Here is a 24,971-nt window from a genome sequence, read left to right as displayed (position 1 = left end):
CCTTAGCGCCGGTGACCTTAGCGCCGGTGACCTTAGCGCCGGTGACCCTAGCGGCCGCCGCCCCCAATGACGCCAGCTTCAACCGCTTTGGTCACGGCGTCAGCTTCGGCTTGGGTCAGTTTGCCGTCAGTGACCGCTTTGTCCAGTTTGGTTTTCAGAGCGGCCGATCGTTCGGCTTGGTTCGCAGCCCGGATTTCTTCCAACGCCGTGGTGACCTTGGATTCTTCAACTCCCAAAGCTTCCGCGAGCGATTTCGCCAGGGCGGCATCCTGTGCAGTCCGGTCCGGCTTGGTGCCTTCCTCTCCCTCAACAGGAGGGGTGGTGGGCTTGTTCGCCTCACGGAACGCCTTCAACGCCTCGGTGACCTTGGCTTCGTCCACACCGAGCTTGGTAGCCAGCTCAGCGGCTATCTGTCCACGATCGGCTCCGCGTCCATGCCCGCCGGGCCGTCCCCCGCGATCGGAAGGAGTGCTTGCATCCGTAGATGCCGGTGAGCTGGGCGAGGATGTGGAGCTCGGTGTCGGCGTGGTGGCCGCCGTTGCGATGCTGGTTGCACCGAGCCCGACTCCCAGCGCCAGTGCTCCTGCTGTAACTCCCAAGGTGATTCTCTTCGTGACTGACATGTGCCTCTCCTCCATGAGCCGTTGGTACGGCATGTGCGTGAGGGACGGTCAATGCTTCCGTCCTTTTAAGAGGATGGGATGGCCACCACAGCGCGGGCTGTTGCGAACCTGTCATTCGGCTGTGAAAGAGGACCTGAGTCTGTGAGTTTGTCTTAGCGGACCCGGTCCAAAGCGTCCAGGAGCCTTTTGACCGATCCGCCGAGGTTCCACTCTGTTCCCAGCTTTTCCAGTTCAGCGCGGGCGTCTCCTGTGACGGGGTGCAGCTCAGCACCTGCTTCTTCAAGCGTGGGGACCTTCAGGTCACGCACAACGTTTACGACGGCGGGCGCCACCTTGAGGTAGTCGGCTGCAGCGGAAAGTTTGGCCCGGACGCCGGCGGACAACCCGCCGTCGGGAGCTTCCGCAGCTTCAAGCAGCCCCTCCAGAGAACCATGCGTGCCAAGCAGCGACGCTGCCGTCTTTTCTCCGATGCCGGCAACGCCGGGCAACCCGTCAGAGGCATCCCCGCGGAGTGTGGCGAAATCGGCGTATTGCTGTGGAAGGACCCGGTACTTGCCCACAACTACCACGTCGGTGAGAACTTCCAGGTTCTTCATGCCGCGCGCCGTGTAAATGACGCGAACCGCACGGTGGTCATCAACGAGCTGGAAGAGGTCGCGGTCACCGGTGACAACATCGGTTGGGATGGTCGCCTGGCTGGCATAGGTTCCTATGACGTCGTCGGCTTCGTGTTCGTCAACGCCCACTACCGCTATCCCGGCGAGCTCCAGAACACGCAGGATCATGGGGATCTGTGCTTCAAGCGGGTCCGGGAGCACCTCTACATCCGGACCGTCGGATACTGTTTCGGCCACCCTGTGCTGCTTGTAGCTGGGAATGAGGTCCACACGCCATCGAGGGCGCCAATCGTTGTCCCAGCACGCCACCAGGTGCGTAGCTTCGTAGTCGGTTGTGAGGCGGGCGATCATGTCCATCAAACCCCGCACTGCGTTCACAGGCGTCCCATCGGCGCGCCGGATGGAATCGGGCACCCCGTAGAAGGCGCGGAAGTACAGGGAGGCGGTGTCCAGGAGCATCAATCGCGGCATACCTGATCCTGACATGCCTGTGGCCGGATCCGTAGGAGGCCGCACAAGTTACCAGGCATAAGAATCGTCAGAGACTTGAACACCGGTGTGAGCAGCATTACGATTGTACGAGCGATAATAGAACAGCGTGTTCTATTATCGAACACTCCCAGAAAATGCAGCAGCCCACAAAGAAGTGAGGAAAGCCCGTGCAGTTCCACCATCACGGTTACGTATCCGGTGACCCGCGAGTTGAGCCGGCCGCCGGCGTAGGGATCGATCGCCCGGCCGGGCTTCCTGACGAGGTTGACGTCCTGATTGTGGGCACTGGCCCTGCTGGCATGCTCACAGCCGCGCAGCTTTCGCAATTTCCCAACGTCACCACCCGTATAGTCGAGCGCCGTCCCGGCCGGCTGGCCATTGGTCAGGCTGACGGTATCCAAGCCCGGAGTGTAGAGACATTCCAAGCGTTCGGATTTGCCGAGCGCATCATCGCGGAGGCGTACCGGATCACGGAGATGGCTTTTTGGAAGCCCGATCCTGCCGATCATTCCCGCATTGTTCGGGCCGCGCGGGCTGTGGATGACCCGGCAGGAATCAGCGAGTTCCCGCACTTGATCGTGAACCAGGCCCGCGTCCTGGACTACTTCGCCGAGTTCATGGCCAACTCCCCCACCCGTATGAAACCTGACTACGGTTACGAGTTCCGCGGGCTCCAGGTCACCGGCGAAGGCGACTACCCGGTAACCGTCACACTTGCCCACACTTCCGGAGCGAACGAAGGCCAGGAACGGATCATCCGCGCCAAGTACGTGGTGGGTGCTGACGGTGCGCGAAGCAAGGTCCGTGAGTCGATCGGCTGCCACCTTGCCGGGGATCAGGCCAACCACGCCTGGGGTGTCATGGACGTGCTGGCAGTCACTGACTTCCCGGACGTCCGCACCAAGTGCGCCATCCAGTCCGGCGCCGGCGGCAGCATCCTGCTGATCCCGCGCGAGGGCGGGCACCTGTTCCGCATGTACGTGGACTTGGGCGAAGTAAACCCCAATGACAAGGGTGCCGTGCGCAAAACCACCATTGAGCAGATCATCCAAAAGGCCAACGACATCCTCCACCCGTACACATTGGACGTGCGCAACGTCGCCTGGCACAGCGTGTACGAGGTCGGCCACAGGCTGACGGACAGGTTCGACGACGTTCTGCCGGAGGACCGCGGTACGCGCACGCCCCGGGTATTCATCACCGGCGACGCCTGCCACACCCACTCCGCCAAAGCCGGCCAGGGAATGAACGTTTCAATGCAGGACGGCTTCAACATTGGTTGGAAACTCGGCCACGTCCTGGAAGGCCGCAGTCCTGAAAGTCTCCTGGACACCTACTCGGCTGAACGCCAGGTGGTGGCGAAGAACCTCATCGACTTCGACAAGCAGTGGTCCACGTTGATGGCCAAGAAGCCCGAAGAGTTCGAAGACCCAGCAGAACTGGAAACCTTCTACACCAGCACCGCCGAGTTCCCGGCCGGCTTCATGACCCAATACGCGCCGTCGCTGGTCATGGCCGAGGCGCAGCACCAGGACCTCGCCACCGGCTTCCCCGTGGGTAAGCGCTTCAAATCAGCGCCCGTCCTCCGGGTCTGTGACACCAATCCCATGCACTTGGGCCATCACGCCAAGGCCGATGGCAGATGGCGTATTTACGTCTTTGCGGACAACGCGCAAGCAGGAGCGCCGGGACCTGTGGCGGACTTCGCCGAGTGGATCGCGAACTCGCCGGACTCGCCGCTGGCCGCGACGCCGTCGGGCGCTGACCGCGACGCCTGGTTCGATGTGAAGGTGATCTACCAGCAGGACCACACCAACGTGGACATTAACGCCGTTCCGGCGGTGTTCAAGCCCACTGTTGGGCCCTTCAAGCTCACCTACCTTGAGAAGGTTTTTGGCAGCGACCCCAACCAGGACATCTTCGAAATGCGTGGGCTCAGCCGCGACGGCGTCGTAGTAGTGGTCCGCCCGGACCAGTACGTCGCCAACGTGTTGCCTTTGACGGCGACGGCGGAACTTGGCAGGTTCTTCGCCCCGCTGCTGTCGACGCAGCTCGAGGGCAGGAACCCGACCTCGGGTAGGGACGTAGCTGCCGGCTTGGTGAGCAATCAGGCGTAGGGATTGGCTGGAATGCCGGGAGCCCCAGTGGGGTTTCCCGGCATTTGCCGTTTAAGGCTGCCTCCTTGTGCAGGGTTTACATGCCTGTAACGCAAACCACTAGTGGCAAACGAAATTGCAGAGTATGTTAAATGCAATGCAGTTTGCAGAGTGATGTGGGTTACAAGGAGAAGAGACTGTGACAACCAAGCACGAAGAGGCCGGAACCGCCCCCATGGCACGGGAAGCCGTGGATCATGCGTGGCTGGGCGACGCACTTCCGGAGGTTGCGCTGTCCAAATCCCAGGCGCGGGTAGTGGAGGTCATCGCCCGAAATCCCCAGCTTTCGTCCTACGCAGACATCGCAGAGATTGCCCAGCGCTCAGACGTCAACAACTCAACCGTTGTCCGCACCGCCCAGCGCCTGGGCTACCGAGGCTGGCCGGACCTCCAGCGCGAACTGCGCTCCCGCTACCTGGTGATGATCTCCACGGAGGACACCCTCCTGGAACACGGCGAGCACCGCAGCCCCCTCCATGACGCACTGAATCACGACATCGACAACCTGCGGTTGACACTTGAGTCCAACAACGCCGACGACGTCGAAGCCGCCATTGCCGCTCTGGCTGCGGCAAAATCCATCACGGCCGTCGGCATCGGATCCTTCGCAGGACCGGCAAGCGTGATGGCCCACCTCGGTTCAACCATGGGTTACCCCATCACCCTGGAAAACCGCGGCGGCGTCCACCTGGCCTCGGCAGCCAACAGCCTGGGTCCCGGCGACGTTCTGGTGGTGGTCAATATGTGGCGGTCTGTTCAGCAGATCATCGTCACTGCTGAAGCCGCCAAACAGGCCGGTGCCACCGTCGTCGCCATCAGCGACATGCGCCGTGGTCGCCTCGCCGCAGCGGCAGATCACTTGCTGATTGTCGCTTCCGAAGGAATCTCCTTCTTCCAATCGGTGACTGCGGCAAATTCCATGGTCTACGGACTGCTCGCCGGCATGGAAGCGGCCCACCCCGATCGCAGCCGCGCCGCTATCCGGCGAACCCAGCAGCTCTGGAAAGACCTGGACATCTACCTGGACTGACGTCCGAGGATGGCCCTCATCTTCTTCTTGTCGCTACAAAATCCTCTCTAGGAGTACCTCATGAGCAACAATCAACGCATCGCCGTTATCGGCCTCGGATCCATGGGAGGGGCGATGGCCTCAACTCTGCACCGGGCCGGCTGGGATGTCACGGGTTTCGATCCCTCGGAAGCCGCCCGACTCGCAGCCGCCGAGACGGGAATATCCACCACGGCAGAACTCAATGATCTCGCCGGCATCCCCTACGTGGTTCTGTCCCTCCCCTCGGCCAAGATCGTGGAAGCAACAGTTCCCACGCTCCTCTCAGTGATCGGGACCATCGCGATCGTGGACACCACCACCTCCGAACCAGGCACCAGCAAGGCAATGGCTGCCCTGGCGGAGTCCAAGGGCGCAGCGTTTGTGGATGCCCCTGTGTCCGGCGGACGCGACGGAGCAGCAACCGGCACCTTGAGTGCCTTCGTGGGAGCATCTGATACTGCGGTGGTGGCCGCTCAACCCGTCCTTGATGCCCTCACAGGGGGCAAGTACGCCCACATTGGCGGCCCCGGAAGCGGCAATGTGGTCAAACTGTTGAATAACGTCCTTGCGGCAGCCAACCTCGTATCCGTGGGAGAAGCCCTCGGTGTGGCTAAGGCCTACGGAATCGACCCCGCCGTGGCGGCCGACAGCATCAGCAACGCCTCCGGTGGCAGCAAAGTCTCCGCCGCCATGTATCCCGCTTGGGTGTTCTCCGGTACCCACAATTCCGGATTCTCCCTCGGCCTGATGGCACGGGACGCCGCACTCGCCATCGACATGGCCCGGCAGGTCGGCGAACAGCCCGACCTCCTGGCGGCGGCCGCGGACCAGTGGCAGGCAGCACTCACAGCCCTTGGACCGGCAGCCGATTTCACTGAAATCGCAAGGACTGTGGCTCCCTCGGTGACTCCCGCCGGCGCCCCGAACACCACGCACGCAGCGTAGCCATTCCAGCAAGAGAAGGACACTAGTTTGAGCATCACCACAGCCCCCGCTGCATCATCCACCAGCACAGCCCGTGAAGTCCTGAGCGCAGCTTTCCCCGCAGGTTTCGGCGCTTTCCAGGACGGAAAGGTAGTGCCGGGATCAGGCAACTCCATCACGTTGACGTCGGCGGCCACGGGTGAACCGTTTGCGAGCTACGCGGATCCAGGCACTGAAGGCGCCGATTCCATCCTGGAGAGTTCCGTCCGCGGCGCAGCCGTCTGGGGCGCCCTGAATGGATTCGAACGAGCCGCTATCCTCCGCAACGTCAGCCGGGTGGTGGAAGCCCACATTGAAGAATTGGCGATCCTCGAATCCGCAACCACGGGAAAACCCATCCGCGATGCCCGTGTTGAAGCGGCCAAAGTTGCTGAGATGTTCGGCTATTACGCCGGCTGGGCGGACAAGCTGACAGGCCAGACGATTCCTGTTCCGGGCCCCTGGCACACTTACACAGAGCGCGTGCCTTGGGGTGTGGTGGTCGCCATCACCCCTTGGAATGCTCCGCTCTTCACCGCCGGCTGGAACTCAGCTGCACCGCTTGCCGCAGGCAACGCCGTCATCATCAAGCCCAGTGAGTTCACGCCCGCCACCACCGTCCGCCTCGCCCAATTGGCCCATGAAGCCGGACTCCCCGCCGGCGTCTTCAACGTTGCTGCGGGCTTGGGCCAGACCGTCGGAGCCACGCTGACCTCGGATCGACGCGTTGGCAAAGTCAGCTTCATCGGCTCCGTCCCCACCGGCCGCCGCGTCGCCGTCGCTGCCGCGCAGGCCGGAATTCCAGCATTGCTCGAACTTGGCGGCAAGAGCGCCAACATCGTCTTCGCAGATGCCGATTTGGAGCGGGCCGCCGATGGGGCCATCTCCGCGATCTTCTCCGGCGCCGGCCAATCCTGCGTGGCTGGCTCGCGTCTCCTCGTGGAACGCAGCGTACACTCCCGCTTCGTGGAAATGGTGGCAGAACGCGCTGCCAGGCTCCGCGTCGGCGACCCCCTGGACCCGGACACCGAGGTGGGCCCCATTATCACGGCCCCTCAGTTTGCCACCGTCACCTCACTGATTGAGGCAGGAGTGAACGACGGCGGCCGCCGCGTTACGGGGGCAGCGTTGCCTGACTCACTGGCTGGCTCCAAGCTGGCCGGCGGCCACTGGGTCATGCCAACGCTGCTGGACGGCGTAACACCGGCGAACCGTCTGGAGACTACCGAAGTATTTGGACCCGTGGTGGGAGCCGACGCTTTCGACACTGAAGCCGAGGCCATCACCAGGGCCAACAACACCACCTTCGGACTGGCCGGTGCCGTGTGGACATCGGACATTTCCCGGGCCCACCACATCGCCCGCGAAGTGAAGGCCGGGACCTTCTGGATCAACTCGTACAAGACCATCCACGTCGCTGTTCCCTTCGGTGGCTTCGGCGATTCCGGCCACGGCCGCTCCTCCGGCCCGGGCGTCCTGGACGAATACACCCAGACGAAAGCTGTCTGGGTGCCAACAAGGGCGGCCGGCTCTCCCTTCCCGTCCCTGTCCTACTAGCAGGAAGAACCATGGAAATCACCAACACAGCATCCCAGGATGAAGGCCTTCGCACAGTGCTGGCGGATGGCGTCGCATCGTGGAAGCCGCGCGTGCGGGCACTGTCAGAGGATCTGCACGCCAATCCCGAAATTTCCTTCGAAGAAGTTCGGGCGGCCGAGGCTATTACATCCCTCCTCTCCGAAGGGGGCTTTGATGTCACTCATGGAACGGCTGATCTGCCCACTGCCTTTACTGCGAGCGCGGGAAGCGGCGACCTGACTGTTGCCCTGTGCGTCGAGTACGATGCGCTGCCGTCGGTGGGCCACGCCTGCGGGCACAACCTGATCGCGGGAGCCTCCGTAGCTGCGGCGCTCGCTCTCCTTCCCTACGTGGACGAACTCGGCATCACGTTGAAAGCGATCGGCACTCCTGCTGAGGAGCATGGCGGCGGCAAAGTGCTGATGCTGGAGCGCGGCGCCTTTGATGGCGTCGGGCTGGCCCTGATGGTCCACCCAGTGCAGGACGGCGTTACGTACAACCCCGCGGGGACCACAGCCCAGGCCGTAGGCCGTTACGAGGCTGTCTTCACGGGCAAGGCCGCCCACGCTGCGGCTGCCCCACATATGGGCGTCAACGCCGGGGACGCGGCGGTGCTCAGTCAGGTAGCCATTGGTTTGCTTCGTCAGCAGATTCCCGGCGATCATCGGGTGGCCTGCTATGTGGCTGAGGCCGGGCATGTCACCAATATCATCCCGGATCGGGCCGTGGTTCCGTTTGAGTGCCGTGCTTTTACTCTTCCGGAGTACGAAGCGTTGCTTGAACGGGTCAAGCGGTGTTTTGAAGGTGCAGCGATAGCCACTGGAACCACCTTGGACATCACTGCCGCGGAACCGCTCTACGAGCCGCTGATTCAGGATGCAGAACTTGCCGCTCACTGGACAGAGGCCATGGATGTGTTCGGTAAGGACACTTCCCCGGCGGCGGGCATGGGAGGAGGCTCCACGGATATGGGGAATATCTCCCAAGTGATTCCATCGCTGCATCCGTGGCTGAGTATCCCTGGCGCCAATGTTCCCATCCATTCGCACGGCTTCGCAGCCCTTGCGAACACCCCCGAGGCGTACGCCGTGATGTTCGAGGCAGCCACCGCGCTGGCTTGGACGGTGGCGGGCGCCGCAAACAATCCCCAACAGAGAGATCGCTTCGTTAGGGCGGCCTACCGTCGCGAAGCCACGATTCAGGAAGCATCATCATGAGCACCAGCACCGAAACCACGCGGACGGACAAGGCCGGCACCCGGCTGACGCTTCCTGTTGCCGCGCTGGCGTTTGTCATTGCCCTTGCGGTCCAGTTCATCGGCCAAGCCAAAATTGATCTCGGCATTGGCGCGATCATCATTTTCCCCATGGTGTGGGGCTTGATCCTTGGCTTGCTGGTCTCCATCCAGAAGTTCAAGCCGCTGGGCCTGGACCTCCAGCGTGTGGCAGCAGCCCTCGTTGGTGTAGCGGTCCTGCTCCTGGTGGCCAGGCTCGCCTTCAATATCGGCCCGAGCCTGCCGAGCCTGATCAAGGCTGGCCCCGCACTGCTCCTGCAGGAAGTGGGCCATCTGCTGGGAACCATCGTGTTGGCACTTCCGCTCGCTGTCTTGCTGCGAATGGGCAAGGCCACCGTGGGCGCCACGTTCTCCCTTGACCGCGAACCGTCGTTCGCCATGGTCTCAGAGAAATACGGTCCGGATTCAGACCAGTACCGCGGCGTCCTGGCCATGTACGTTTTCGGCACCCTGTTTGGCGCAATTTTCATCACTCTGCTGACCTCCCTGGTGGCCAACTGGAAGATCTTCGATCCCCTGGCTCTGGCGATGGGCGCCGGTGTGGGCTCGGGCTCCATGATGGCCGCCTCGGCTGCCAGCATCATTGCCGCTTATCCGGGAGATCAGGAAGCAATCCTCGGCATGGCTGCCGTTTCCAACCTGATCACTACCATTCTGGGCGTCTATGTAGGCATTTACATCGCACTGCCCGTGGCTGACAGGTTCTATAAGGTACTCACCCGCAACAAGGAATCGCAGAAGGTCGCTGCCGGCACGGCTCCCCAGGCCCGCACCGCCGCTGAGCTGGAACAGGACGAGGTTCAGGCTGAGGAGAACCGTCGTTTCCGTGAAGAGGTTGCGAAGTCTTCCGCGGCGATGAAGTTGCCTCTGTGGCTATCCCTGTCCGTACTCACGGTGTTGGGTGTCGGTACTGCGGCAGTGGCCGCGAAGGGCTTGAGCCTCTCGATCCTCGCTGGGTACGGCATTATGTTGGCTCTGGTCCTGGTCAGCCTGGTGCTTGCCAAGGTCACCAGGAAGATTTCGGCCATTGTCTTTATCACCACCATCGGCGCCTATATTTCCAGCCCGTGGTTCTTTGGGTCAGGGGTCCTGAATGAGGCAGTCAAGACTGTGGACTTCCTGTCCATCGCCACAGTGATGCTGACCTTGGCTGGCTTGTCGCTCGGCAAGGACATCCCCCTGCTGCGGAACATTGGGTGGAAGATCATTCCGGTGGGCCTCGTTGCCATCACAGCGTCCTTCCTGCTCTCCACGGTCATCGCTGAGTTTGCTTTGGGACTCTGGCACTAGCAAGCGCCCGCCAAGCTTCGGCCCGGATGCTCGCACCTGTGCGAACATCCGGGCCTTTCTTGCGCTGTTGGACAGTCAGGTGCATGGCTGGTGACTGGTCAGCTGCAGAGCTGCGGCGCGGCTCCGGCCCCAGGGCGTTGCGCGCGGGTCCTTTGTGAAACTGTCGTAGCCGTCAGGCAGAATAAAACTCATGGGGCGTTGGAGCGAAGAGACAGTCATCAAAGCAGCCCCGGACGCATCCTCCTTGGCGGCGGCGCGGAAGCTTGCACATCCCGGCCCATGGTCGGACTCCGGCAGCAATGAGGTTCTTGTATGGGGTAAATGCCAAGGCAGCGGAAAGACGCCGTACCAAGTCAGCGTTGACATCGTCGCGCCCGCCTACCGCTGCTCGTGTCCCAGCCGGAAGTTCCCGTGCAAGCATGCCCTGGCACTGCTCCTCCTGTGGTCCCGGGGTGAGGCAGCCGAAGTAGGAGCCGCCACCGCGGATTTCGCCAAGGAGTGGGCGGATCAACGGGCCGATCGCGCCACGGCAAAAGAACGTCGGCAAACCGAGCAGCCCGCCGATCCGGAAGCGCAGGCAAAACGTCTCGCTGCGCGGCTCGCGCTGATGGACGCAGGGGTCGATGATTTTTCGCGCTGGCTGACGGACCTTATCCGGACAGGGCTCGCTGCTGCCCGCAACCAGCCCTATTCGTGGTGGGATGGCGTTGCAGCCCGTTTGGTGGACTCCCAGCTTCCTGGTTTAGGCGAACAAGTACGGGACATGGCTTCCCAAATCCACGGCAGGACGGACTGGTCTGATCATCTTCTCCTCCATGCGGGCCGCTGGTGGGCTCTTTCCATGGCCTGGTCAGCCAGGGACAAGCTTTCTCCGGACGAGTTCGCTGACGTCAAGGCTGCCCTCGGGTGGTCCACGGCGTCGGCCGATGTACAGGACACTGAGCGGTTGCCGGGCCCTTGGCTGGTTCTGGGAGCCCACCGGAGCGATGACGGCCGCCTTCAGCAACAACGGACCTGGCTTCAGGGCCCGGATGGAAAGGTAGTGGTGGTCCTTGATTTCGCCGGCCAGGGCCAGGGTTTAGCTGCCCCGCAACTCGCCGGGGCTCTGCTTGATGCCACCATTGCCCGGTACCCCGGCTCAGCTCCGCAGCGCGCTATGTTCAACGGCCCTATCACTCCCCTGGACGTGGCCACCAACCTGGGCGCGGGCAACAGCATTGTGCAGGCCCTCAAACAGGAGTCTGCTGCCGTTGCCCTCTCGCCGTGGCGGACCAGGCTTCCCGTGCTGTTGGAGGAAGTCATCATCAACCCCGAGGGCACGGGGTGGCTGCATGATCCGAACGGCGAGGCTCTTCCCTTGGTGGATGCTCCCCTGGACTCGCTGCTGGCACTGACCGGTGGCCATGCGGCCGATATTTTTGGCGAACTGGAAGATGGCCGCCTGCGTCCCCTGACCGTCGTCGTTGATGGAATGGTGGTGACCCCATGATGTGGGTGGCAGACCTGCGAACAGCGGCGCTGGTGGGTACGGGACGGCACGACGCTCCGCATCCGCCCACAGAATTGGGGTTTCGTGCACCCGCTGGCCTAAGCCGCGAAGAATCCCTGTTGGATCAAGCCGCCCTGGCTGACATTGTTACCCGGGCGACGCGGACAGCCACCACTGCCCCCCAAACCGGTCCTTCTTCGCCGGCCCCTGCTGATGTGGAGCCGCAAGCCAGCGGTGAGGCCGCCCGGCTCTTGGACCTTTTGCTGACCCAGCCACCCGTGGGCCTTGAGCTGAGGACCCAGCTGGTAGTGGACTGGCTGGGTTTAGCCGAAAAATCACGACGACGGGTTCCTCACCGGCTGCTGCCGGCGTTGCTGACGTTGGCTGAAACTAATTCCGCTGTTTTCAGGTCTCTGGAACCGGCTATTGGAACCCGTGGCCGGTGGTTGCAGGAGATCAAGAACCCGCCTTCTCACGAGCCTGCCACCCAAAGTACTGGGCCCCGGAGCTCTGACGCTGCGGCAGACTATGGCCGGCTAAGAGGTGGTGATCCTTCAGCTGCACGCGCCCAACTTCGTCAGACCTGGACGTCGCTCAGCGCCAGGGAACGCGCAGGCAAGCTGGCATTGTTCGCCGGAAACCTCCAAGACGACGACGAAGCCTTGCTGGAGCAGGCCTTGGACGACAAAGCCAAGGGTGTACGGGACGTGGCTCTCCGGCTTCTGGACCAACTCCCGGAGAGTGCGCGCGCTGCACGCATGGCCACCCGGCTAAAACCCTTGCTGCAGGTCAAAGGGCTCCTGAGTAAAAGGCTGGAGATCGATCTCCCCCCGGCCCCTGACAAGGAGGCACTGCGGGACGGAGTTCCACCGGACCCACGCAAGGGCGAACCGGATCGGATGGCACGGCTGGAGGCCATTATCAAGGGCGCACCGCTGGATGTGTGGACGGCGGCAACAGGCCGTAACCGCTCGGCCACCCTTGCGCTGCTGCAGGGAGAACCCCGCATCCTGGACGCGATGATCGCTGCCACTGCCGCGCGCAACGATCCCGAATGGGCCCGCGCGCTTCTTGGCGTCGTGACGGACAGGAGGCTGCTCGATTGCCTCCCTCCGGACGAGCGGGCACATTGGCTGGAGCGGCACGTCCGGGAAACCAACGACCAACCGCTGACCCTGGCTCCGCTCCTCCACGATCTGCCGCAACCGTGGCCCGTTCCATTGTCCGAGGCGGTACTGGCAGTGATTTCGGGCAAGGACGGTGGTCGCTTGGCGGCCCTGCTGGCTGCAGTCCTTCCTACTGCGCTGCCGCCCGAGGCTGCCGAACATTGCCGGCAACTTTTGGCACGAACAGACGACGACGCAGCCCGGCGTCGTGTCCTGCGCGATGCCGTCCAATACCAATCATTCAGACAATCCCTGACGGAGGCTTTCCGATGACCGATGCCCAGAACGCCACGGAGGTTCTCCGGGCCCACGCCGAGAACGCCTACGCCGATGAACTCAACGCGTTGGCCGCTGTTGACGACCGCCCACGGCCACCGAGCTGGCGTCTTTCGCCATGGGCAGTCACCACCTATATCCTCGGTGGAACCTTGGCCAACGGTGTTCAGATCAGTCCGAAGTACCTTGGCTCGGAACGCTTGGTGGAAATCGCCGTGGCATCCTTGGCCACGGATCGTGCACTGCTGTTGCTGGGTGTTCCGGGAACCGCGAAGACCTGGCTTGGTGAGCACCTGGCGGCAGCCGTCTCCGGCTCATCCACCCTGGTGGTGCAGGGCACCGCGGGTACCCCGGAAGAGGCGTTGCGGTATGGATGGAACTACGCCCGTTTGTTGGCCGATGGCCCTTCCCGCGCCGCCATGGTTCCGGGTCCGGTGATGCGCGCAATGGAGACAGGAAGCCTGGTGCGGGTGGAGGAACTCACCCGCATCCCCTCCGATGTGCAGGACTCCCTGATCACCATCCTCAGCGAGAAGACACTGCCCATTCCCGAGCTCAATGAGGAAGTGCAGGCACGGAAGGGCTTCAATGTGATTGCCACAGCGAACAACCGGGATAAGGGCGTCAACGATCTCTCGTCCGCCCTTCGACGCCGGTTCAATACGGTGGTCCTGCCGCTTCCGGACAGCATCGACCAAGAGGTGGAGATCGTCACCACCCGTGTTCGCAGCCTGGGTGAGGCCTTGGAGCTGCCGGCCGATTTGGCAGCGCTGTCCGAGATCCGCAGGGTGGTGACCGTGATGCGCGAGCTCCGGTCAGGGGTGACGCAGGACCAGCGCACCACCATCAAGTCGCCATCGGCCACGTTGTCCACAGCGGAGGCAATATCCGTGATGACCAACGGGCTGTCCCTGGCAGCACACTTTGGAGACGGCACGGTCCGTGCAGAGGATGTGGCCGCCAGCTTGGTGGGCGCAGTGATCAAGGACCCCGTGCAGGACCGCGTCATCTGGCAGGAATACTTGGAGACCGTGGTGCGGAACCGGCCTGAATGGAAGGACCTGTACAGGGCCTGCCGCGATCTCGAATCATCCAACTGAAAAATGACAGACGTCCACATTCTGGGGATTCGGCACCACGGTCCGGGTTCGGCCCATTCCGTCGCGGAAGCTCTGGCTACCCTTAGGCCTGATTTGGTACTGGTTGAAGGGCCGCCGGAGCTTGACCAGGTCATCCCGCTGGTCACGGATCCGGACATGGTTCCACCGGTCGCAGGCTTAATCTATGCGGTGGATGAGCCTCGATTGGCTTCGTTCTACCCCATGGCCGGCTTCTCGCCTGAGTGGGTGGCGATCCGCTGGGCTCTGTCCACGGGAAAGCCTGTGCGTGCCATTGACCTGCCCGCCGCACACACGTTCGCGCTCCGGGCGGCAGAGGAACGCGCGGCACAGGAACGCGCGGCACAGGAACGCGCGGCACAGGAACGCGCGGTACAGGAACGCGACCTGGCAGCCTTGGCGGCTTCTCAGGAGGAAGCCACTGCTGCCACTTCGGACGACGGCGGCGGTCTTGCCGCCGTCGACGGGACACCCTCGGATGTCATCGAGGACCCTCCGGCCGCCCCGCTGCAGGCGTACCGGCCCGACGCGATTGGCATGTTGGCCACAGCTGCAGGCTACAGCGACGCGGAACGCTGGTGGGAGGACGCCGTGGAGCACCGGAACACGGACCCCGTTGAACGCTTTGAAGCTCTCATCGATGCGATCACGGAGATCCGGGACATGGATCAGCGTCCGGTGGACCATCCGGACGTTCTGGAGAACAACCGCCGGGAAGCTGCCATGCGGCGCTTGGTGCGCGCGGCCATGCGCGAAGGGCACGAACGCATCGCAGTAGTGTGCGGCGCCTATCACGCACCGGCACTGGTACCCGCCGGTTTTCCTTCGGTGTCCGCCGACAACAAAGTCCTCGCCGGTTTGCCCAAGGCAAAAGTTGCAGTCACCTGGGTTCCATGGACATCGGACCGGCTCAGCCTGGGCAGCGGATACGGAGCAGGAGTAACTGCGCCGGGCTGGTACCAGCACCTGTTCGCACATTGGATGGCCAAGGATCCCGCGGCGGACGTTGCCACCACGTGGCTGGTCCGGGTAGCCCATGCATTGCGCAAAGAAAACCTGGATGCTTCCACGGCCTCCGTTGTGGAGGCCAGCAGGATGGCTACTGCGTTAGCCGCCGTCCGCGGACGGCCAAGCCCTGGCCTGCCGGAGCTGGACGATGCCGCGCAGACTGTCCTTTGCGACGGTTCACCTCTGCCGTTGGCCCTGGTTCACCGGGAACTTACTGTTGGGCGCGAGCTCGGGAACGTTCCCGACTCTGTGCCTACCCTCCCGCTCGCAGCGGACCTCACCGCCACCCAACGCAAGCTGCGCATGAAGCCCAGTGCCATGGAAGAGGTCATGGTTCTGGACCTGCGCAAGCCGAACCAGTTGGCCCGTTCGGTGCTCCTCCACCGTCTGTCACTGCTGGGTGTGGACTGGGCTCAGCCGACCGACGCCGGCAGGACCACCGGCACCTTCAAGGAGGCATGGACGTTGGCGTGGAAACCCGAGTTGGCTGTTTCAGTGGTGGAAGCGAGCCGCTACGGCACCACCGTCGCCTCAGCAGCAGCCACGTACGTCTCTGAGCAGGCGCAAGCGGCCGAAAGCCTGCCCGTTTTGAGCAAACTGTTGGAGAGCTGTCTGCTGGCCGAATTACCGGACGGCATTGCCGGCGTCGTGTCCGCCTTGGCTGAACGCACTGCGCTGCAGCAGGATGTTCCTCCGCTCTTGGAAACCATCGCCCCGCTGGCGCGCACCTGCAGGTACGGCAACGTGCGCGGGGTGGACGTGAGGGATGTCCGGAAAATCCTGCAGGCCACGGTAGTCCGCGCGTGTGTCGGACTGCCCACCGCCTGCGCCGGCTTGGATGATGATGCTGCCGGTGTGATGCGCCGGGCCATTGACCGGGCACAGGATGGTCTGACCGTCTTGCCTGAGCTGCCGTTGAATGACTGGCATACTGCCCTCTCGGCGGTGGCGCACTCGGACACTATTCATGGCTCGGTGGCCGGACGGGCCACCCGACTCCTGCTGGATGCAGGCCTGGTGGAAGGAGATGACGTTGCCTCGCGCCTTAGCCGACGATTGTCCATTGCTACACCCGCCCCGGAAGCCGCTGCCTGGTTGGACGGCCTGCTGTCCGGCGACGCGACCTTGCTGATCCATGATCGGCGGCTACTTCAGATCGTTGATGATTGGGTGGAAGCCGTGCCTGATGACGTGTTCGAGGACGTCTTACCTTTGATCCGGAGGACTTTCTCGGCGTTCAGCAGGCCTGAGCGGCGCGAAATCGGCGAGCAGTTAAGCCGGGCCGGTTCTGCCGGCGTCGCAGCAGAGTCCTCCCCCATGGACCTGTCCGACGCTGGCCCGGCGCTGAAAACCATGGCACGCATTCTGGGATGGGAGGCGATCGCATGACCGACGATGCAGCTGTGACAGGTGCCTCTGATGCGCCGGAGGATTCTGCCGGGTCCGGGCGGGACCGGCTGAGCCGTTGGCGGTTGGTGCTGGGCGGGCACGATGCTGACGGCATCTCAACAGGGGAAGGTATGCCGGTGCAGCTGTCCGAGGACGATGTGCGACGCGATCAGGCGTTGGAAGAGCTCTACGGTGAGGGGTCCAATCGGCGCGGTGGACTGGGCTCGTCCAGTCCACGCGTGGCCCGATGGCTTGGCGACATCCGTGGGTATTTTCCCTCTTCAGTGGTCCAGGTTATGCAGGCCGATGCCATGGACCGGCTCGGGCTGAGGCAGCTGCTTCTGGAACCGGAAATGCTGCGGACGGTCCAACCGGATATCGGATTGGTGAGCACCCTGGTGGGTCTGGGGCGGGTGATTCCCGAGGAGTCCCGGGAAACTGCCAGATCGGTTATCCGGCAGGTCACCAAGGAGCTTGAAGAACGGTTACGTGCCAAGACGATCCAGGCCGTTTCAGGGGCGCTCAACCGTTCCGCAAGGACCCGCCGGCCACGGCATAGGGATATTGACTGGAACAGAACCATCGCCGCTAACCTCAAGCATTACCAGCCCGAATACCGGACGGTGGTGCCCGAGCGGCTCCACGGACACGCACGACGCAGCACCGAAATTCAGCGCGAAATCATTCTGTGCATCGACCAATCGGGATCCATGGCTGAATCAGTGGTTTATTCCAGTGTCTTTGGAGCTGTCCTCAGTTCGCTCAAGTCAGTGAGCACCAGGTTGGTGGTCTTTGACACCGAAGTGGTGGATCTGACCGACGACCTGGACGATCCCGTGGACGTGCTGTTCGGCGTGCAACTGGGCGGTGGCACTGACATCAACCGCGCACTTGCCTACTGTCAGGACCAGATCACCAAACCCACCGAAACCATCCTGGTGCTGATCAGTGACCTCTACGAGGGCGGGATAGCAGAAGAAATGCTGCGCCGTGCCGCTTCCATTGTGGGCGGAGGGACAACCATGGTCGCCTTGCTGGCCTTGAGTGACAGCGGCCATCCATCCTTCGACTCCAGCCACGCAGCGGCGCTTGCAGGCATCGGTGTTCCCGCGTTCGCGTGCACTCCGGATCTTTTCCCGGACATGATGGCTGCGGCCATTGAACGCCGGGATGTCAGCGAGTGGGCAGCCTCCCAGGACATCCCAACGAGTCACGAAAATTAGCCGGCAGTCACCGGAATCTCTGGCGGAGTACAGGACACGGAACGAGAATTAGCTGGTGGTCACTCCCCGCACCGGTGAGGGCGGCGACACGCTGAATGATGCCGCCCGGAAGATCCAACGCGTCTACCTGACATTGACGTTGGGCAATACCGTTGCGGCGTCCTTCATATGGGGTATCAACACCCTTTTCCTCCTGGACGCTGGCCTGAGTAATCTGGAGGCGTTTGCCGCCAATGCCTTCTTCACTGTTGGCATGGTTCTTTTCGAAGTTCCCACAGGCGTTATTGCGGATGGCTGGGGGCGTCGTGTCTCGTTCCTGCTGGGGACGGTGACGTTGGCCGTATCCACCTACCTATATTTCGTGATGTGGCAGATCTCCGCGCCATTCTGGATGTGGGCCGTTGTCTCTGTCCTCCTGGGCCTTGGCTTCACGTTCTTTTCCGGCGCTGTGGAGGCGTGGCTCGTCGATGCGCTGCGCTTTTCGGGCTACCAAGGCGGACTGGAATCGGTGCTGGGCCGCGGGCAGATGGTCCAGGGCGTAGCGATGCTGCTGGGTTCAGTGGCAGGTGGGGTGATAGCCCAGGCAACCAACCTTGGCGTGCCGTTCCTCCTTCGCGTGTTGGTGCTGCTTGCCATGTTTGCTGTCGCTTTCGGACTCATGCACGACGTCGGGTTCTCGCCTGAGCGTTCAACGCACCCAATCCGCGCGACGCGCGCGGTGCTGTCAGCGTCGATCGAGAGCGGATTGAAGAACCCGCCTGTCCGCTACGTGATGTTGGCAGCGCCCTTCAGCGCCGGCGTCGGGTTCTATGTCTTTTACGCACTGCAGCCGTACCTGCTGGACCTCTTTGGCGACCCGAAAGCGTATTCCATCGCGGGTTTGGCCGCTGCGATAGTAGCCGGATCGCAGATCCTTGGGGGCTGGCTTGCCCCGCACGCCCGGCAACTGTTCCACAAGCGAACATCCGTGCTCATCCTCAGCGCAGTGGTGGGCGCCCTCATCCTGCTGGTCCTGGGATTCACGCGGATCTTCTGGGTGGCCCTGGTTCTGCTCGCATTGTGGGCCGTTGTGGGTTCTGCGGCCACGCCCGTCCGGCAGGCGTACGTGAACGACATGATCCCGTCCAAGCAGCGGGCCACCGTCCTGAGTTTTGATTCGCTGATGGGTTCCAGCGGCGGCGTAGTGATCCAACCTGCCCTGGGCCGGGGAGCTGATCTTTACGGGTATCCGGCATCACTGGCAATAGCCGGCGTCGTCGAGCTCATAGCTGTTCCGTTCCTGCTGGCCAGCAGGAAGCAGGGCGCAGCAGCCGACCGGGCCAGGACCTCAGAAACCGCCCCAAACCCCGAATCAAGGACTTAGGGATGCGAGACTGGTAGCAGCCACTACAGAAAGCGCGGTTGTTACGTGATCTCCCTGCACCAGGACGCCCAAGGATTCATCCGGATGAAAAGGCACTTTCCCGCCAGCACCGAGGTGTCCGTGGTTTTTGCCGACGGGACCGAGGAGGTCTTCACCGCGCGGCGGCTGAACGAAATCTATGACGAAGCGCTGGCGAGCTACCGGGCGGCGAATCATCTGGACGCCAAAGGCTTTGACCGGGGACCCAAGAAGAAGGTCCAGCAGGGCATTGAATTCGTTCCGGTGTCACCGGGGATGTCAGCCTGACCTGGCCTCTTAGTCAGGCTGAGGGTAATGGGGGCTTAGGCCTCTAACGGGTGCCCGAGGCGTGATGGACGCAGAAAGGTGTCCACGGCCTGGCCTCGAGCCTGCCTTCAGGAATGGGCACACCGCACACCGCGCACTGCCCGTAAGTTCCGTCGGCGATCCTCACCAGTGCCGCTTCGATCTGCTCCAACCCCAACCGGCTCTGGCCCATGAGGGCAGAGGCCTGGGAAAGCTCGAACGCGATGGTGCTCCCCTCGGGATCGTGTTCGTCGTCCACATTCGAATCCTGACGAGCCAGACTTACCGAGGCGATGTCGCTGCGCAGCGACTTCAACAGCTCAAGTTTGCGGTTCCGCTCCTCCTCCAGGAGGAAGCGGAACCGCTCGAGGTCAACCACGGCCGGTCATAGTTCTACAGTGCCGCTCTCGCCCACGCTGAAACGGGAGTTCGTGACCTTTGACTTGACCCATTGAAGAACCGTAGCAGCGGTTCCGCCCGGGCTTGTCCAGTACTCCGCGGAGTCGGAGTCAACGCGCAGCAGGCAAACTTCAGGCGTGTCGGGGCCATCGGGGAACCATGCCTCAACTACCTGGTTCCACATCTCATGGATCTTCTGCCGATCCGTGACAACCTCGGCAGTTCCAGCCACGGAAACCCACTCGGTGTTCCTGCCAAAGGAAACATTGACCCGGGGGTCCTGGCGCACATGTGCAACCTGAGAGGTTCCCAAGCCCGTAAAGAACCACATGTCGCCGTCGTCCTTGACTTCCTGAACGGCCAGAGGGCGGCTGACCAGGGCGCCATCCTCGTTATGGGTGGTCAGCATCCCAATTTTGGAATCATTGATGATGTCAGTGACTTTGCTGATGGCTTGTTCTTCAGTCATGCGGGCTTCACTTCTCCTCATACCGGGACTGCGTGTCCGGGGCCTTTCCCCATAGACACCCTATTAGTAAGGCTACTGATTTGCTAGACGGGCGAGGAATGTCACGAACAGACTGAAAACAAAAGGCGACGTCATGTGGGAATCATGCCGGGGCTTCATCCGTTCAGATTGTTAGTGACATGCCGACGGCGGTCAGGCTTGCCCTTGCAGGGCAGGCAAAAACGATGGGAAGTTTGGGGACTGCCATGACGTTGAATGAAACCATTGACCGCCTGAGGACCGCGCATCTTATGGTCCGGGACGCCAACGAGTGGGACGGACTGACAGCTGCCCTCGCGGACGCCTACCGCCGCCAGGACGACGACCTCATAGAGCAGCTGCAGCCGCCATTTCTCCAGTCATGGCGCACAGTCACCCACTACGTCTTGAGGGATACTTTCGACGCAGCAGGTATTTCCGTGACCGAACCCAGCCGCCCCTGGGGAATTGCGACCTTGACGGCCAACGGTGTCAGCCGCGAACCGGTCCTCTGCCGAGTGGACCCGACTGTCCCGCAGCACGCGGAAAGCACCGCTGCCGAAGGACCGGAGTTGCTCACATTCGCCGAAGTCATGACGTACTACGCTGAGTGCCTTTCACCGCTGCTCGAACACGCCAGCGGCCATCAGGAGCAATACTCCAGGTAGCTCATGGCCGTTTCTCCTGTGAAGGTTTTATTGCTGGGGCGCGGACCGTTCGATGAGCTCACGAAGCCGGCTGGCGGCGTCGGGAATCTCTGCACCATGGGAGAACAGGATTCTGCGGGGTGACAAGCGGGCCCTCTCCTTCGTGCAGCAGGCCGATGTGGCCTTGGGTGTGGCCCGGGGTGTGAATGACTCGTAACCCGCGGATGGAGGCGCCATCGGCGGTGGCCCGGACCTGCGGTTCCGAGGTTTCAGGGCCGGAAGAAATGCCGGCTGATACGGCGCCCGCATCCGCTTCGCCCGCCCACACCAGAGCGTTTCCTGCCTTCGAAAGGACCTCGTTCAAACCGCCCACATGATCAGCGTGTGCATGGGTAATCAGGACGTCGGAGATGTCAGCCCAGTCCGCGCCTAAACGTTCCAGTGCCTGGTGCATAGCCGTGGCGTTGTCCCCCATGCCGGTGTCGATCACGAGAATCCCGTCGGCCACGGGCAGCACGAAACAGCGGACGTCGAAACTGATTTCAGTGGGACCGGTAAGGGATTGGGAAGTTTCCGGACTCGACTCAGGACTCGGACGCACAGGGAATCAACTCTGCCTTGCCGGCGGCGGGCCATCAATAACAGTGGGAATGTACTCCAGTAACTGAGACCTGCCGTCGAACGTCCGGCTCTCCACCAACTCCAAGGCGACGTCCGGGTAGCCGTCAAAAATCCGCTCTCTCCCGGTTCTTCCAGTAATTACGGGAAAAACCACCAGACGGTACCGGTCCACCAGTCCTGCTGTCAGCAGGGACCGGCAGAGACTCAAGCTGCCCAGAGTGGTTAAGGTTCCGGACCGGGTCCGCTTCAATTCACGCACAGCCTCCACGGCATCAGCGGATATGAGCTCGGTGTTGGGCCACGCCAGAGGTTCCTTCAACGTGGAGGAGAAGACAATTTTTGGCATGGCAGCCAGGCCGGTCAGGCTTCCACCCTCCTCCTCGGAGAACCCGGAGCTGTCTGCAGAGGCTTCCTCGGACATACTGGACATCACGCGATACGTGTTGGCGCCCATCAGCGTGGTGAACTCCTTCTTCCCCTCTTCATCGAGCCAGGCAAGGTATTCGGGACCTTCCAAGCCCCACCAGCCCGGCCACCCATCGGCGGAAGCGTACCCGTCCAGGGAAATGATCAGATCTACCATCAGGGTTGCAGTGGGCTCACTCATAGCAGTCTCCTCGGTTGAGCGGCGGCGTTGACCATGCGCGGAAATGCTAGCCCCGCTCCAGTATGACGTTCAAGGGATGCGGGGTGAATCGAGGAGATCGGGCTAAAAGTGGAGAGCTAGAAGAGCAGCAGGACGAACCCTCCGAGGGTGCTCAGTATCCCCACGCCGGTGAGGATCCAGCCAAGGATAAGAACTGTGTTGTCATGTCGTGGCGGTTCCAAGGAACAACGGGACGGATGGCAGAGGTCGTAGTGCACAAGAACGGCCTGGGAACCTACAGTGCCTTCGCGGGCAGGTATGTCCAGCAGTACCTTCTGCTCTTCGTTATCCCGATCTATCCATTGGACTCCGAGGAACCCGCCTGCGGCGAACTGCTCAGCATCGGCCGTGGCCCAGACACAGCGGCGCTTGGCAATTATCCATGCGCAGATCAACAAAGGCACGCCCGGAACAAACCCCACCCACGTCATCATTTCCAGGATGGGGCCGAGGACATCCACGGAACCGGCCATGATGTGATCCTATGCGTTCATGATGGGAACAGTGCAGTGAACAGCATCTGTGCACGAAACGAATCTTCAGAATGCTTGGCCGGCTGAGGTTTACGCAGGTTGTTGGTGGTCAGCTGCGTTTCAGGCGCGGTTCAGACGGTCCGGTCCACCCGTGAGCGCCACAGCAGGTAAACGAAGTACGGCGCGCCCACCATAGCGGTCATGATTCCCGCCGGGATCTGGGCAGGAGCAATGAGGGTGCGGCCGATGGTGTCAGCCAGCACCACAGTGGAGGCGCCAATCAGGGCGGCTACCGGCAATACCCGTGAATGCCGTGCCCCCACGAGGGTGCGGGCAGCGTGTGGTGCTACAAGCCCAACGAAGGCAATGACGCCTACCGAAGAGACGGCTCCAGCGGTCAAAAGTACCGCCACGGAAAGGAGGAGCAGCCGGGACCCGGACAACCCGATTCCCAGCACACGGGGAGAGTCGTCATCCACTGCAATCAGGTCCAGATCACGGCGCATGCCCGCGAGCACGGGCAGGGCTAGCACCAGAGCAAGCAGCGGCGGTAGTACGGAGGCAAAGTTGCGGCCATAGGTTGAGCCTGACAACCAGGTCAGGGCCTTTGTCTGGTTGAACGGGTCAGTGGTCACCAGGAGAACTGTGATGGCGGCTGCCAGCCCTGCGGAAATGCCAATGCCGATCAAGACCAGCTTGTTTTGTTGAAGCCCGCCCCGGAAGGCCAGTCCGAAGACCAGCAGCGCGGACAGTGCCGCTCCCCCGAGCGCGGAGCCGGTAATCACCCAGGAACCTGCAGTGGGGACAGAGGTGATGACGATGATTGCTGCGAGGCCGCCGCCGCCGGAGACTCCAAGGATTCCGGGCTCGGCCAGGGAATTGCGGGACACCGCTTGAATCAAGGCACCGGCCAGAGCCAAAGCAGCTCCGGCGAGTACAGCGGCAAGGACACGCGGCATGCGGGTTCCCAGTACAGCGCTGACGCGGTTTCCGGACTGACCTGTGAGCCAATTGACCAGATCCCCCAGGAGCAGCTTCGCGTCGCCCAGCAGTGCTCCGGCCACCAGCAAACCGGTGAGTAAAACCAAGAGCCCGATCAACACGCCAAGGAAGAACCTGCGGGATCGAAGCTTCGCCAGGGCGTCACCGGCAACACTCAATCCGGCGTCGGACATCCGCATGGCCAGGATGACAAGGAAGACGGCACCGAACACTGTGGTCACCGCGCCGGTGGGCACTTCAACCCCTGCCTGGGCGCCGAAAAGTCCACGAACCAGCACGTCCGCGCCGATCACTACCACCGCACCGGCCAAGCCGGAGATGGGCAGCAGTGCCCTGTGCCGGCCTAGTCCGCGGAGTCGGGAGGCCAGCAGACGCACGATGGCAGGCGCGCACAGGCCCACGAAACCGATCGGACCGGCGATGGTCACAGCAGCAGCGGACAGGACCACGGCAAGCACGACGCCGCCGACCCGGGCCAGGCGTGGATCCGCACCGGCCAGCCTCGAGGCGTCATCGCCCAGACCCAAAAGATCCATCCGTCGGGCCAGGAGAAAGAGGCCGGCGATGGCTAGAAGAACCACCGGTGTGAACTGGATCAGTTCGTCGGTGCGTGACTGCGCGAGGCTGCCTTGGCCCCAGGCATAAAGGCCAGTGGTCTCCTGGCTGAACAACAGAAGGAGGGCACTGGTGGCTGAATGCAAGCCAAGGGCAAGTGCCGTACCGGCCAGCACCAAACGGATAGGACCGCCATTTCCGTTCGCACCACCGCCGGACAAGGCAAGCACCAGCACTGCCGCTGCGAGGCCGCCGATGAACGCGATGCCACCGGATAAGAGGGCCGGAAGTGTCAGGCCGAACGCGGCCACAGCAACAATCGCAAAATGTGCTCCGGCGTTGACCGCCAGCGTGTCAGGCGAAGCAAGGACGTTGCGGGTGGCCGACTGCAAGGCTGCGCCGGCCACCCCCAACGCGATACCGACCAGAAGGCCGGCGAAAAGGCGCGGCACCCGCGAAGCAAGCAACACTGCGGTTTCCTGGTCTGTTCCGTCGCCGGTGAGAAGTCCCAACAACTGGAAAGGGCCGACGTCGGCCGTTCCTTGAGTCAGGTGAATCATCGAAAACAGGGCCAGAATAACTACTCCAACGCCAGCCACCAAGGCTGGGCCGGAACGAAAGCGGCCATCTCGTCCGGACGGCGCGGCTGGTACGGGAGCACCCGCCACGGCCGTGGGTACGGTCATGGCGGGCCTCTTCACAGTGTCGGTCATGCGGGTGG

Annotated in this window: 22 protein-coding genes; 14 read left to right on the top strand and 8 right to left on the bottom strand. The window is 62.6% G+C overall.

Annotated features, from left to right (window positions below):
• Positions 1–47 precede the first annotated feature (47 nt).
• Positions 48–623, bottom strand: a complete 576-nt coding sequence (locus ABI796_RS09400; RefSeq protein ID WP_141282320.1) for a hypothetical protein — start codon at positions 621–623, stop codon at positions 48–50.
• Positions 624–775: 152 nt separating this feature from the next.
• The gene (locus tag ABI796_RS09395; RefSeq protein ID WP_141282318.1) at positions 776–1,726 is read right to left on the bottom strand and encodes a 5'-3' exonuclease; all 951 of its coding nucleotides are present in this window, start codon (positions 1,724–1,726) and stop codon (positions 776–778) included.
• Between the two features lie 173 nt (positions 1,727–1,899).
• Here ABI796_RS09395 and ABI796_RS09390 point away from each other — a divergent pair, with 173 nt between their 5' ends.
• The 13 genes from ABI796_RS09390 (at position 1,900) to ABI796_RS09330 (ending at position 19,402) form a co-directional block, all read left to right on the top strand.
• Positions 1,900–3,849: an FAD-binding monooxygenase gene (locus ABI796_RS09390; RefSeq protein WP_141282316.1), complete on the top strand. Its 1,950-nt coding sequence runs from the start codon at positions 1,900–1,902 to the stop codon at positions 3,847–3,849.
• A gap of 214 nt (positions 3,850–4,063) precedes the next feature.
• The gene (locus ABI796_RS09385; RefSeq protein ID WP_246095708.1) at positions 4,064–4,918 is read left to right on the top strand and encodes a MurR/RpiR family transcriptional regulator; all 855 of its coding nucleotides are present in this window, start codon (positions 4,064–4,066) and stop codon (positions 4,916–4,918) included.
• A gap of 60 nt (positions 4,919–4,978) precedes the next feature.
• The gene (locus ABI796_RS09380) at positions 4,979–5,884 is read left to right on the top strand and encodes an NAD(P)-dependent oxidoreductase (RefSeq protein ID WP_141282312.1); all 906 of its coding nucleotides are present in this window, start codon (positions 4,979–4,981) and stop codon (positions 5,882–5,884) included.
• A gap of 27 nt (positions 5,885–5,911) precedes the next feature.
• Positions 5,912–7,459 (top strand): aldehyde dehydrogenase, encoded by a 1,548-nt coding sequence (locus ABI796_RS09375; RefSeq protein ID WP_141282310.1) that lies wholly within the window; start codon positions 5,912–5,914, stop codon positions 7,457–7,459.
• Between the two features lie 11 nt (positions 7,460–7,470).
• Complete coding sequence (locus ABI796_RS09370) at positions 7,471–8,697, top strand: amidohydrolase (RefSeq protein ID WP_141282308.1); 1,227 nt, start codon at positions 7,471–7,473, stop codon at positions 8,695–8,697.
• The gene (locus tag ABI796_RS09365; protein ID WP_141282306.1) at positions 8,694–10,064 is read left to right on the top strand and encodes a DUF3100 domain-containing protein; all 1,371 of its coding nucleotides are present in this window, start codon (positions 8,694–8,696) and stop codon (positions 10,062–10,064) included. Before ABI796_RS09370 ends, ABI796_RS09365 begins: the two co-directional genes overlap by 4 nt.
• Positions 10,065–10,254: 190 nt before the next feature.
• Positions 10,255–11,553: an SWIM zinc finger family protein gene (locus ABI796_RS09360; RefSeq protein ID WP_373092828.1), complete on the top strand. Its 1,299-nt coding sequence runs from the start codon at positions 10,255–10,257 to the stop codon at positions 11,551–11,553.
• Positions 11,550–12,992: a DUF5691 domain-containing protein gene (locus tag ABI796_RS09355; RefSeq protein WP_141282302.1), complete on the top strand. Its 1,443-nt coding sequence runs from the start codon at positions 11,550–11,552 to the stop codon at positions 12,990–12,992. The genes ABI796_RS09360 and ABI796_RS09355 overlap by 4 nt, the downstream gene beginning before the upstream one ends.
• On the top strand, positions 12,989–14,095 hold the full coding sequence (locus tag ABI796_RS09350; RefSeq protein ID WP_141282300.1) for an AAA family ATPase: 1,107 nt from the start codon (positions 12,989–12,991) through the stop codon (positions 14,093–14,095). Before ABI796_RS09355 ends, ABI796_RS09350 begins: the two co-directional genes overlap by 4 nt.
• 3 nt (positions 14,096–14,098) lie before the next feature.
• Positions 14,099–16,510, top strand: a complete 2,412-nt coding sequence (locus ABI796_RS09345; RefSeq protein ID WP_141282298.1) for a DUF5682 family protein — start codon at positions 14,099–14,101, stop codon at positions 16,508–16,510.
• The gene (locus tag ABI796_RS09340) at positions 16,507–17,733 is read left to right on the top strand and encodes a VWA domain-containing protein (protein ID WP_246095706.1); all 1,227 of its coding nucleotides are present in this window, start codon (positions 16,507–16,509) and stop codon (positions 17,731–17,733) included. Before ABI796_RS09345 ends, ABI796_RS09340 begins: the two co-directional genes overlap by 4 nt.
• Positions 17,734–17,788: 55 nt before the next feature.
• A complete protein-coding gene (locus ABI796_RS09335) occupies positions 17,789–19,096 on the top strand; it encodes an MFS transporter (protein WP_141282294.1) in 1,308 nt (435 codons plus the stop codon).
• Positions 19,097–19,141: 45 nt separating this feature from the next.
• Positions 19,142–19,402 (top strand): hypothetical protein, encoded by a 261-nt coding sequence (locus ABI796_RS09330; RefSeq protein WP_141282292.1) that lies wholly within the window; start codon positions 19,142–19,144, stop codon positions 19,400–19,402.
• A gap of 43 nt (positions 19,403–19,445) precedes the next feature.
• Here the strand turns inward: ABI796_RS09330 and ABI796_RS09325 are convergent, their stop codons facing one another.
• Complete coding sequence (locus tag ABI796_RS09325) at positions 19,446–19,799, bottom strand: TraR/DksA family transcriptional regulator (RefSeq protein ID WP_141282289.1); 354 nt, start codon at positions 19,797–19,799, stop codon at positions 19,446–19,448.
• 6 nt (positions 19,800–19,805) lie between these two features.
• Positions 19,806–20,288, bottom strand: a complete 483-nt coding sequence (locus ABI796_RS09320; protein ID WP_141282287.1) for a pyridoxamine 5'-phosphate oxidase family protein — start codon at positions 20,286–20,288, stop codon at positions 19,806–19,808.
• A 245-nt stretch (positions 20,289–20,533) separates the two neighbouring features.
• Here ABI796_RS09320 and ABI796_RS09315 point away from each other — a divergent pair, with 245 nt between their 5' ends.
• On the top strand, positions 20,534–20,974 hold the full coding sequence (locus ABI796_RS09315) for a hypothetical protein (protein ID WP_246095705.1): 441 nt from the start codon (positions 20,534–20,536) through the stop codon (positions 20,972–20,974).
• 58 nt (positions 20,975–21,032) lie between these two features.
• Here the strand turns inward: ABI796_RS09315 and ABI796_RS09310 are convergent, their stop codons facing one another.
• The 4 genes from ABI796_RS09310 to ABI796_RS09295 all read right to left on the bottom strand — a co-directional run bounded on the left by ABI796_RS09310 (position 21,033) and on the right by ABI796_RS09295 (position 24,963).
• Positions 21,033–21,461 (bottom strand): MBL fold metallo-hydrolase, encoded by a 429-nt coding sequence (locus ABI796_RS09310; protein WP_170224875.1) that lies wholly within the window; start codon positions 21,459–21,461, stop codon positions 21,033–21,035.
• A 99-nt stretch (positions 21,462–21,560) separates the two neighbouring features.
• On the bottom strand, positions 21,561–22,181 hold the full coding sequence (locus ABI796_RS09305; RefSeq protein WP_141282281.1) for a dihydrofolate reductase family protein: 621 nt from the start codon (positions 22,179–22,181) through the stop codon (positions 21,561–21,563).
• Positions 22,182–22,297: 116 nt separating this feature from the next.
• Positions 22,298–22,693 (bottom strand): hypothetical protein, encoded by a 396-nt coding sequence (locus ABI796_RS09300; protein ID WP_141282279.1) that lies wholly within the window; start codon positions 22,691–22,693, stop codon positions 22,298–22,300.
• Positions 22,694–22,824: 131 nt separating this feature from the next.
• On the bottom strand, positions 22,825–24,963 hold the full coding sequence (locus ABI796_RS09295) for an iron ABC transporter permease (RefSeq protein WP_141282278.1): 2,139 nt from the start codon (positions 24,961–24,963) through the stop codon (positions 22,825–22,827).
• Positions 24,964–24,971 lie beyond the last annotated feature (8 nt).

The organism is Paenarthrobacter aurescens, assembly GCF_041549525.1.
Lineage (GTDB): Bacteria > Actinomycetota > Actinomycetes > Actinomycetales > Micrococcaceae > Arthrobacter > Arthrobacter aurescens.
The sequence above is the reverse complement of the archived record's forward strand: the minus strand, read 5'-3'. Positions and strand labels throughout refer to the sequence as shown.

Coding starts and splice junctions, on each gene's coding strand:
- ABI796_RS09400 (WP_141282320.1), bottom strand. CDS start 623: ATGTCAGTCACGAAGAGAATCACCTTGGGAGTTACAGCAGGAGCACTG.
- ABI796_RS09395 (WP_141282318.1), bottom strand. CDS start 1,726: ATGTCAGGATCAGGTATGCCGCGATTGATGCTCCTGGACACCGCCTCC.
- ABI796_RS09385 (WP_246095708.1), top strand. CDS start 4,064: ATGGCACGGGAAGCCGTGGATCATGCGTGGCTGGGCGACGCACTTCCG.
- ABI796_RS09380 (WP_141282312.1), top strand. CDS start 4,979: ATGAGCAACAATCAACGCATCGCCGTTATCGGCCTCGGATCCATGGGA.
- ABI796_RS09370 (WP_141282308.1), top strand. CDS start 7,471: ATGGAAATCACCAACACAGCATCCCAGGATGAAGGCCTTCGCACAGTG.
- ABI796_RS09365 (WP_141282306.1), top strand. CDS start 8,694: ATGAGCACCAGCACCGAAACCACGCGGACGGACAAGGCCGGCACCCGG.
- ABI796_RS09360 (WP_373092828.1), top strand. CDS start 10,255: ATGGGGCGTTGGAGCGAAGAGACAGTCATCAAAGCAGCCCCGGACGCA.
- ABI796_RS09355 (WP_141282302.1), top strand. CDS start 11,550: ATGATGTGGGTGGCAGACCTGCGAACAGCGGCGCTGGTGGGTACGGGA.
- ABI796_RS09350 (WP_141282300.1), top strand. CDS start 12,989: ATGACCGATGCCCAGAACGCCACGGAGGTTCTCCGGGCCCACGCCGAG.
- ABI796_RS09345 (WP_141282298.1), top strand. CDS start 14,099: ATGACAGACGTCCACATTCTGGGGATTCGGCACCACGGTCCGGGTTCG.
- ABI796_RS09340 (WP_246095706.1), top strand. CDS start 16,507: ATGACCGACGATGCAGCTGTGACAGGTGCCTCTGATGCGCCGGAGGAT.
- ABI796_RS09320 (WP_141282287.1), bottom strand. CDS start 20,288: ATGACTGAAGAACAAGCCATCAGCAAAGTCACTGACATCATCAATGAT.
- ABI796_RS09315 (WP_246095705.1), top strand. CDS start 20,534: ATGACGTTGAATGAAACCATTGACCGCCTGAGGACCGCGCATCTTATG.
- ABI796_RS09305 (WP_141282281.1), bottom strand. CDS start 22,181: ATGAGTGAGCCCACTGCAACCCTGATGGTAGATCTGATCATTTCCCTG.
- ABI796_RS09300 (WP_141282279.1), bottom strand. CDS start 22,693: ATGGCCGGTTCCGTGGATGTCCTCGGCCCCATCCTGGAAATGATGACG.
- ABI796_RS09295 (WP_141282278.1), bottom strand. CDS start 24,963: ATGACCGACACTGTGAAGAGGCCCGCCATGACCGTACCCACGGCCGTG.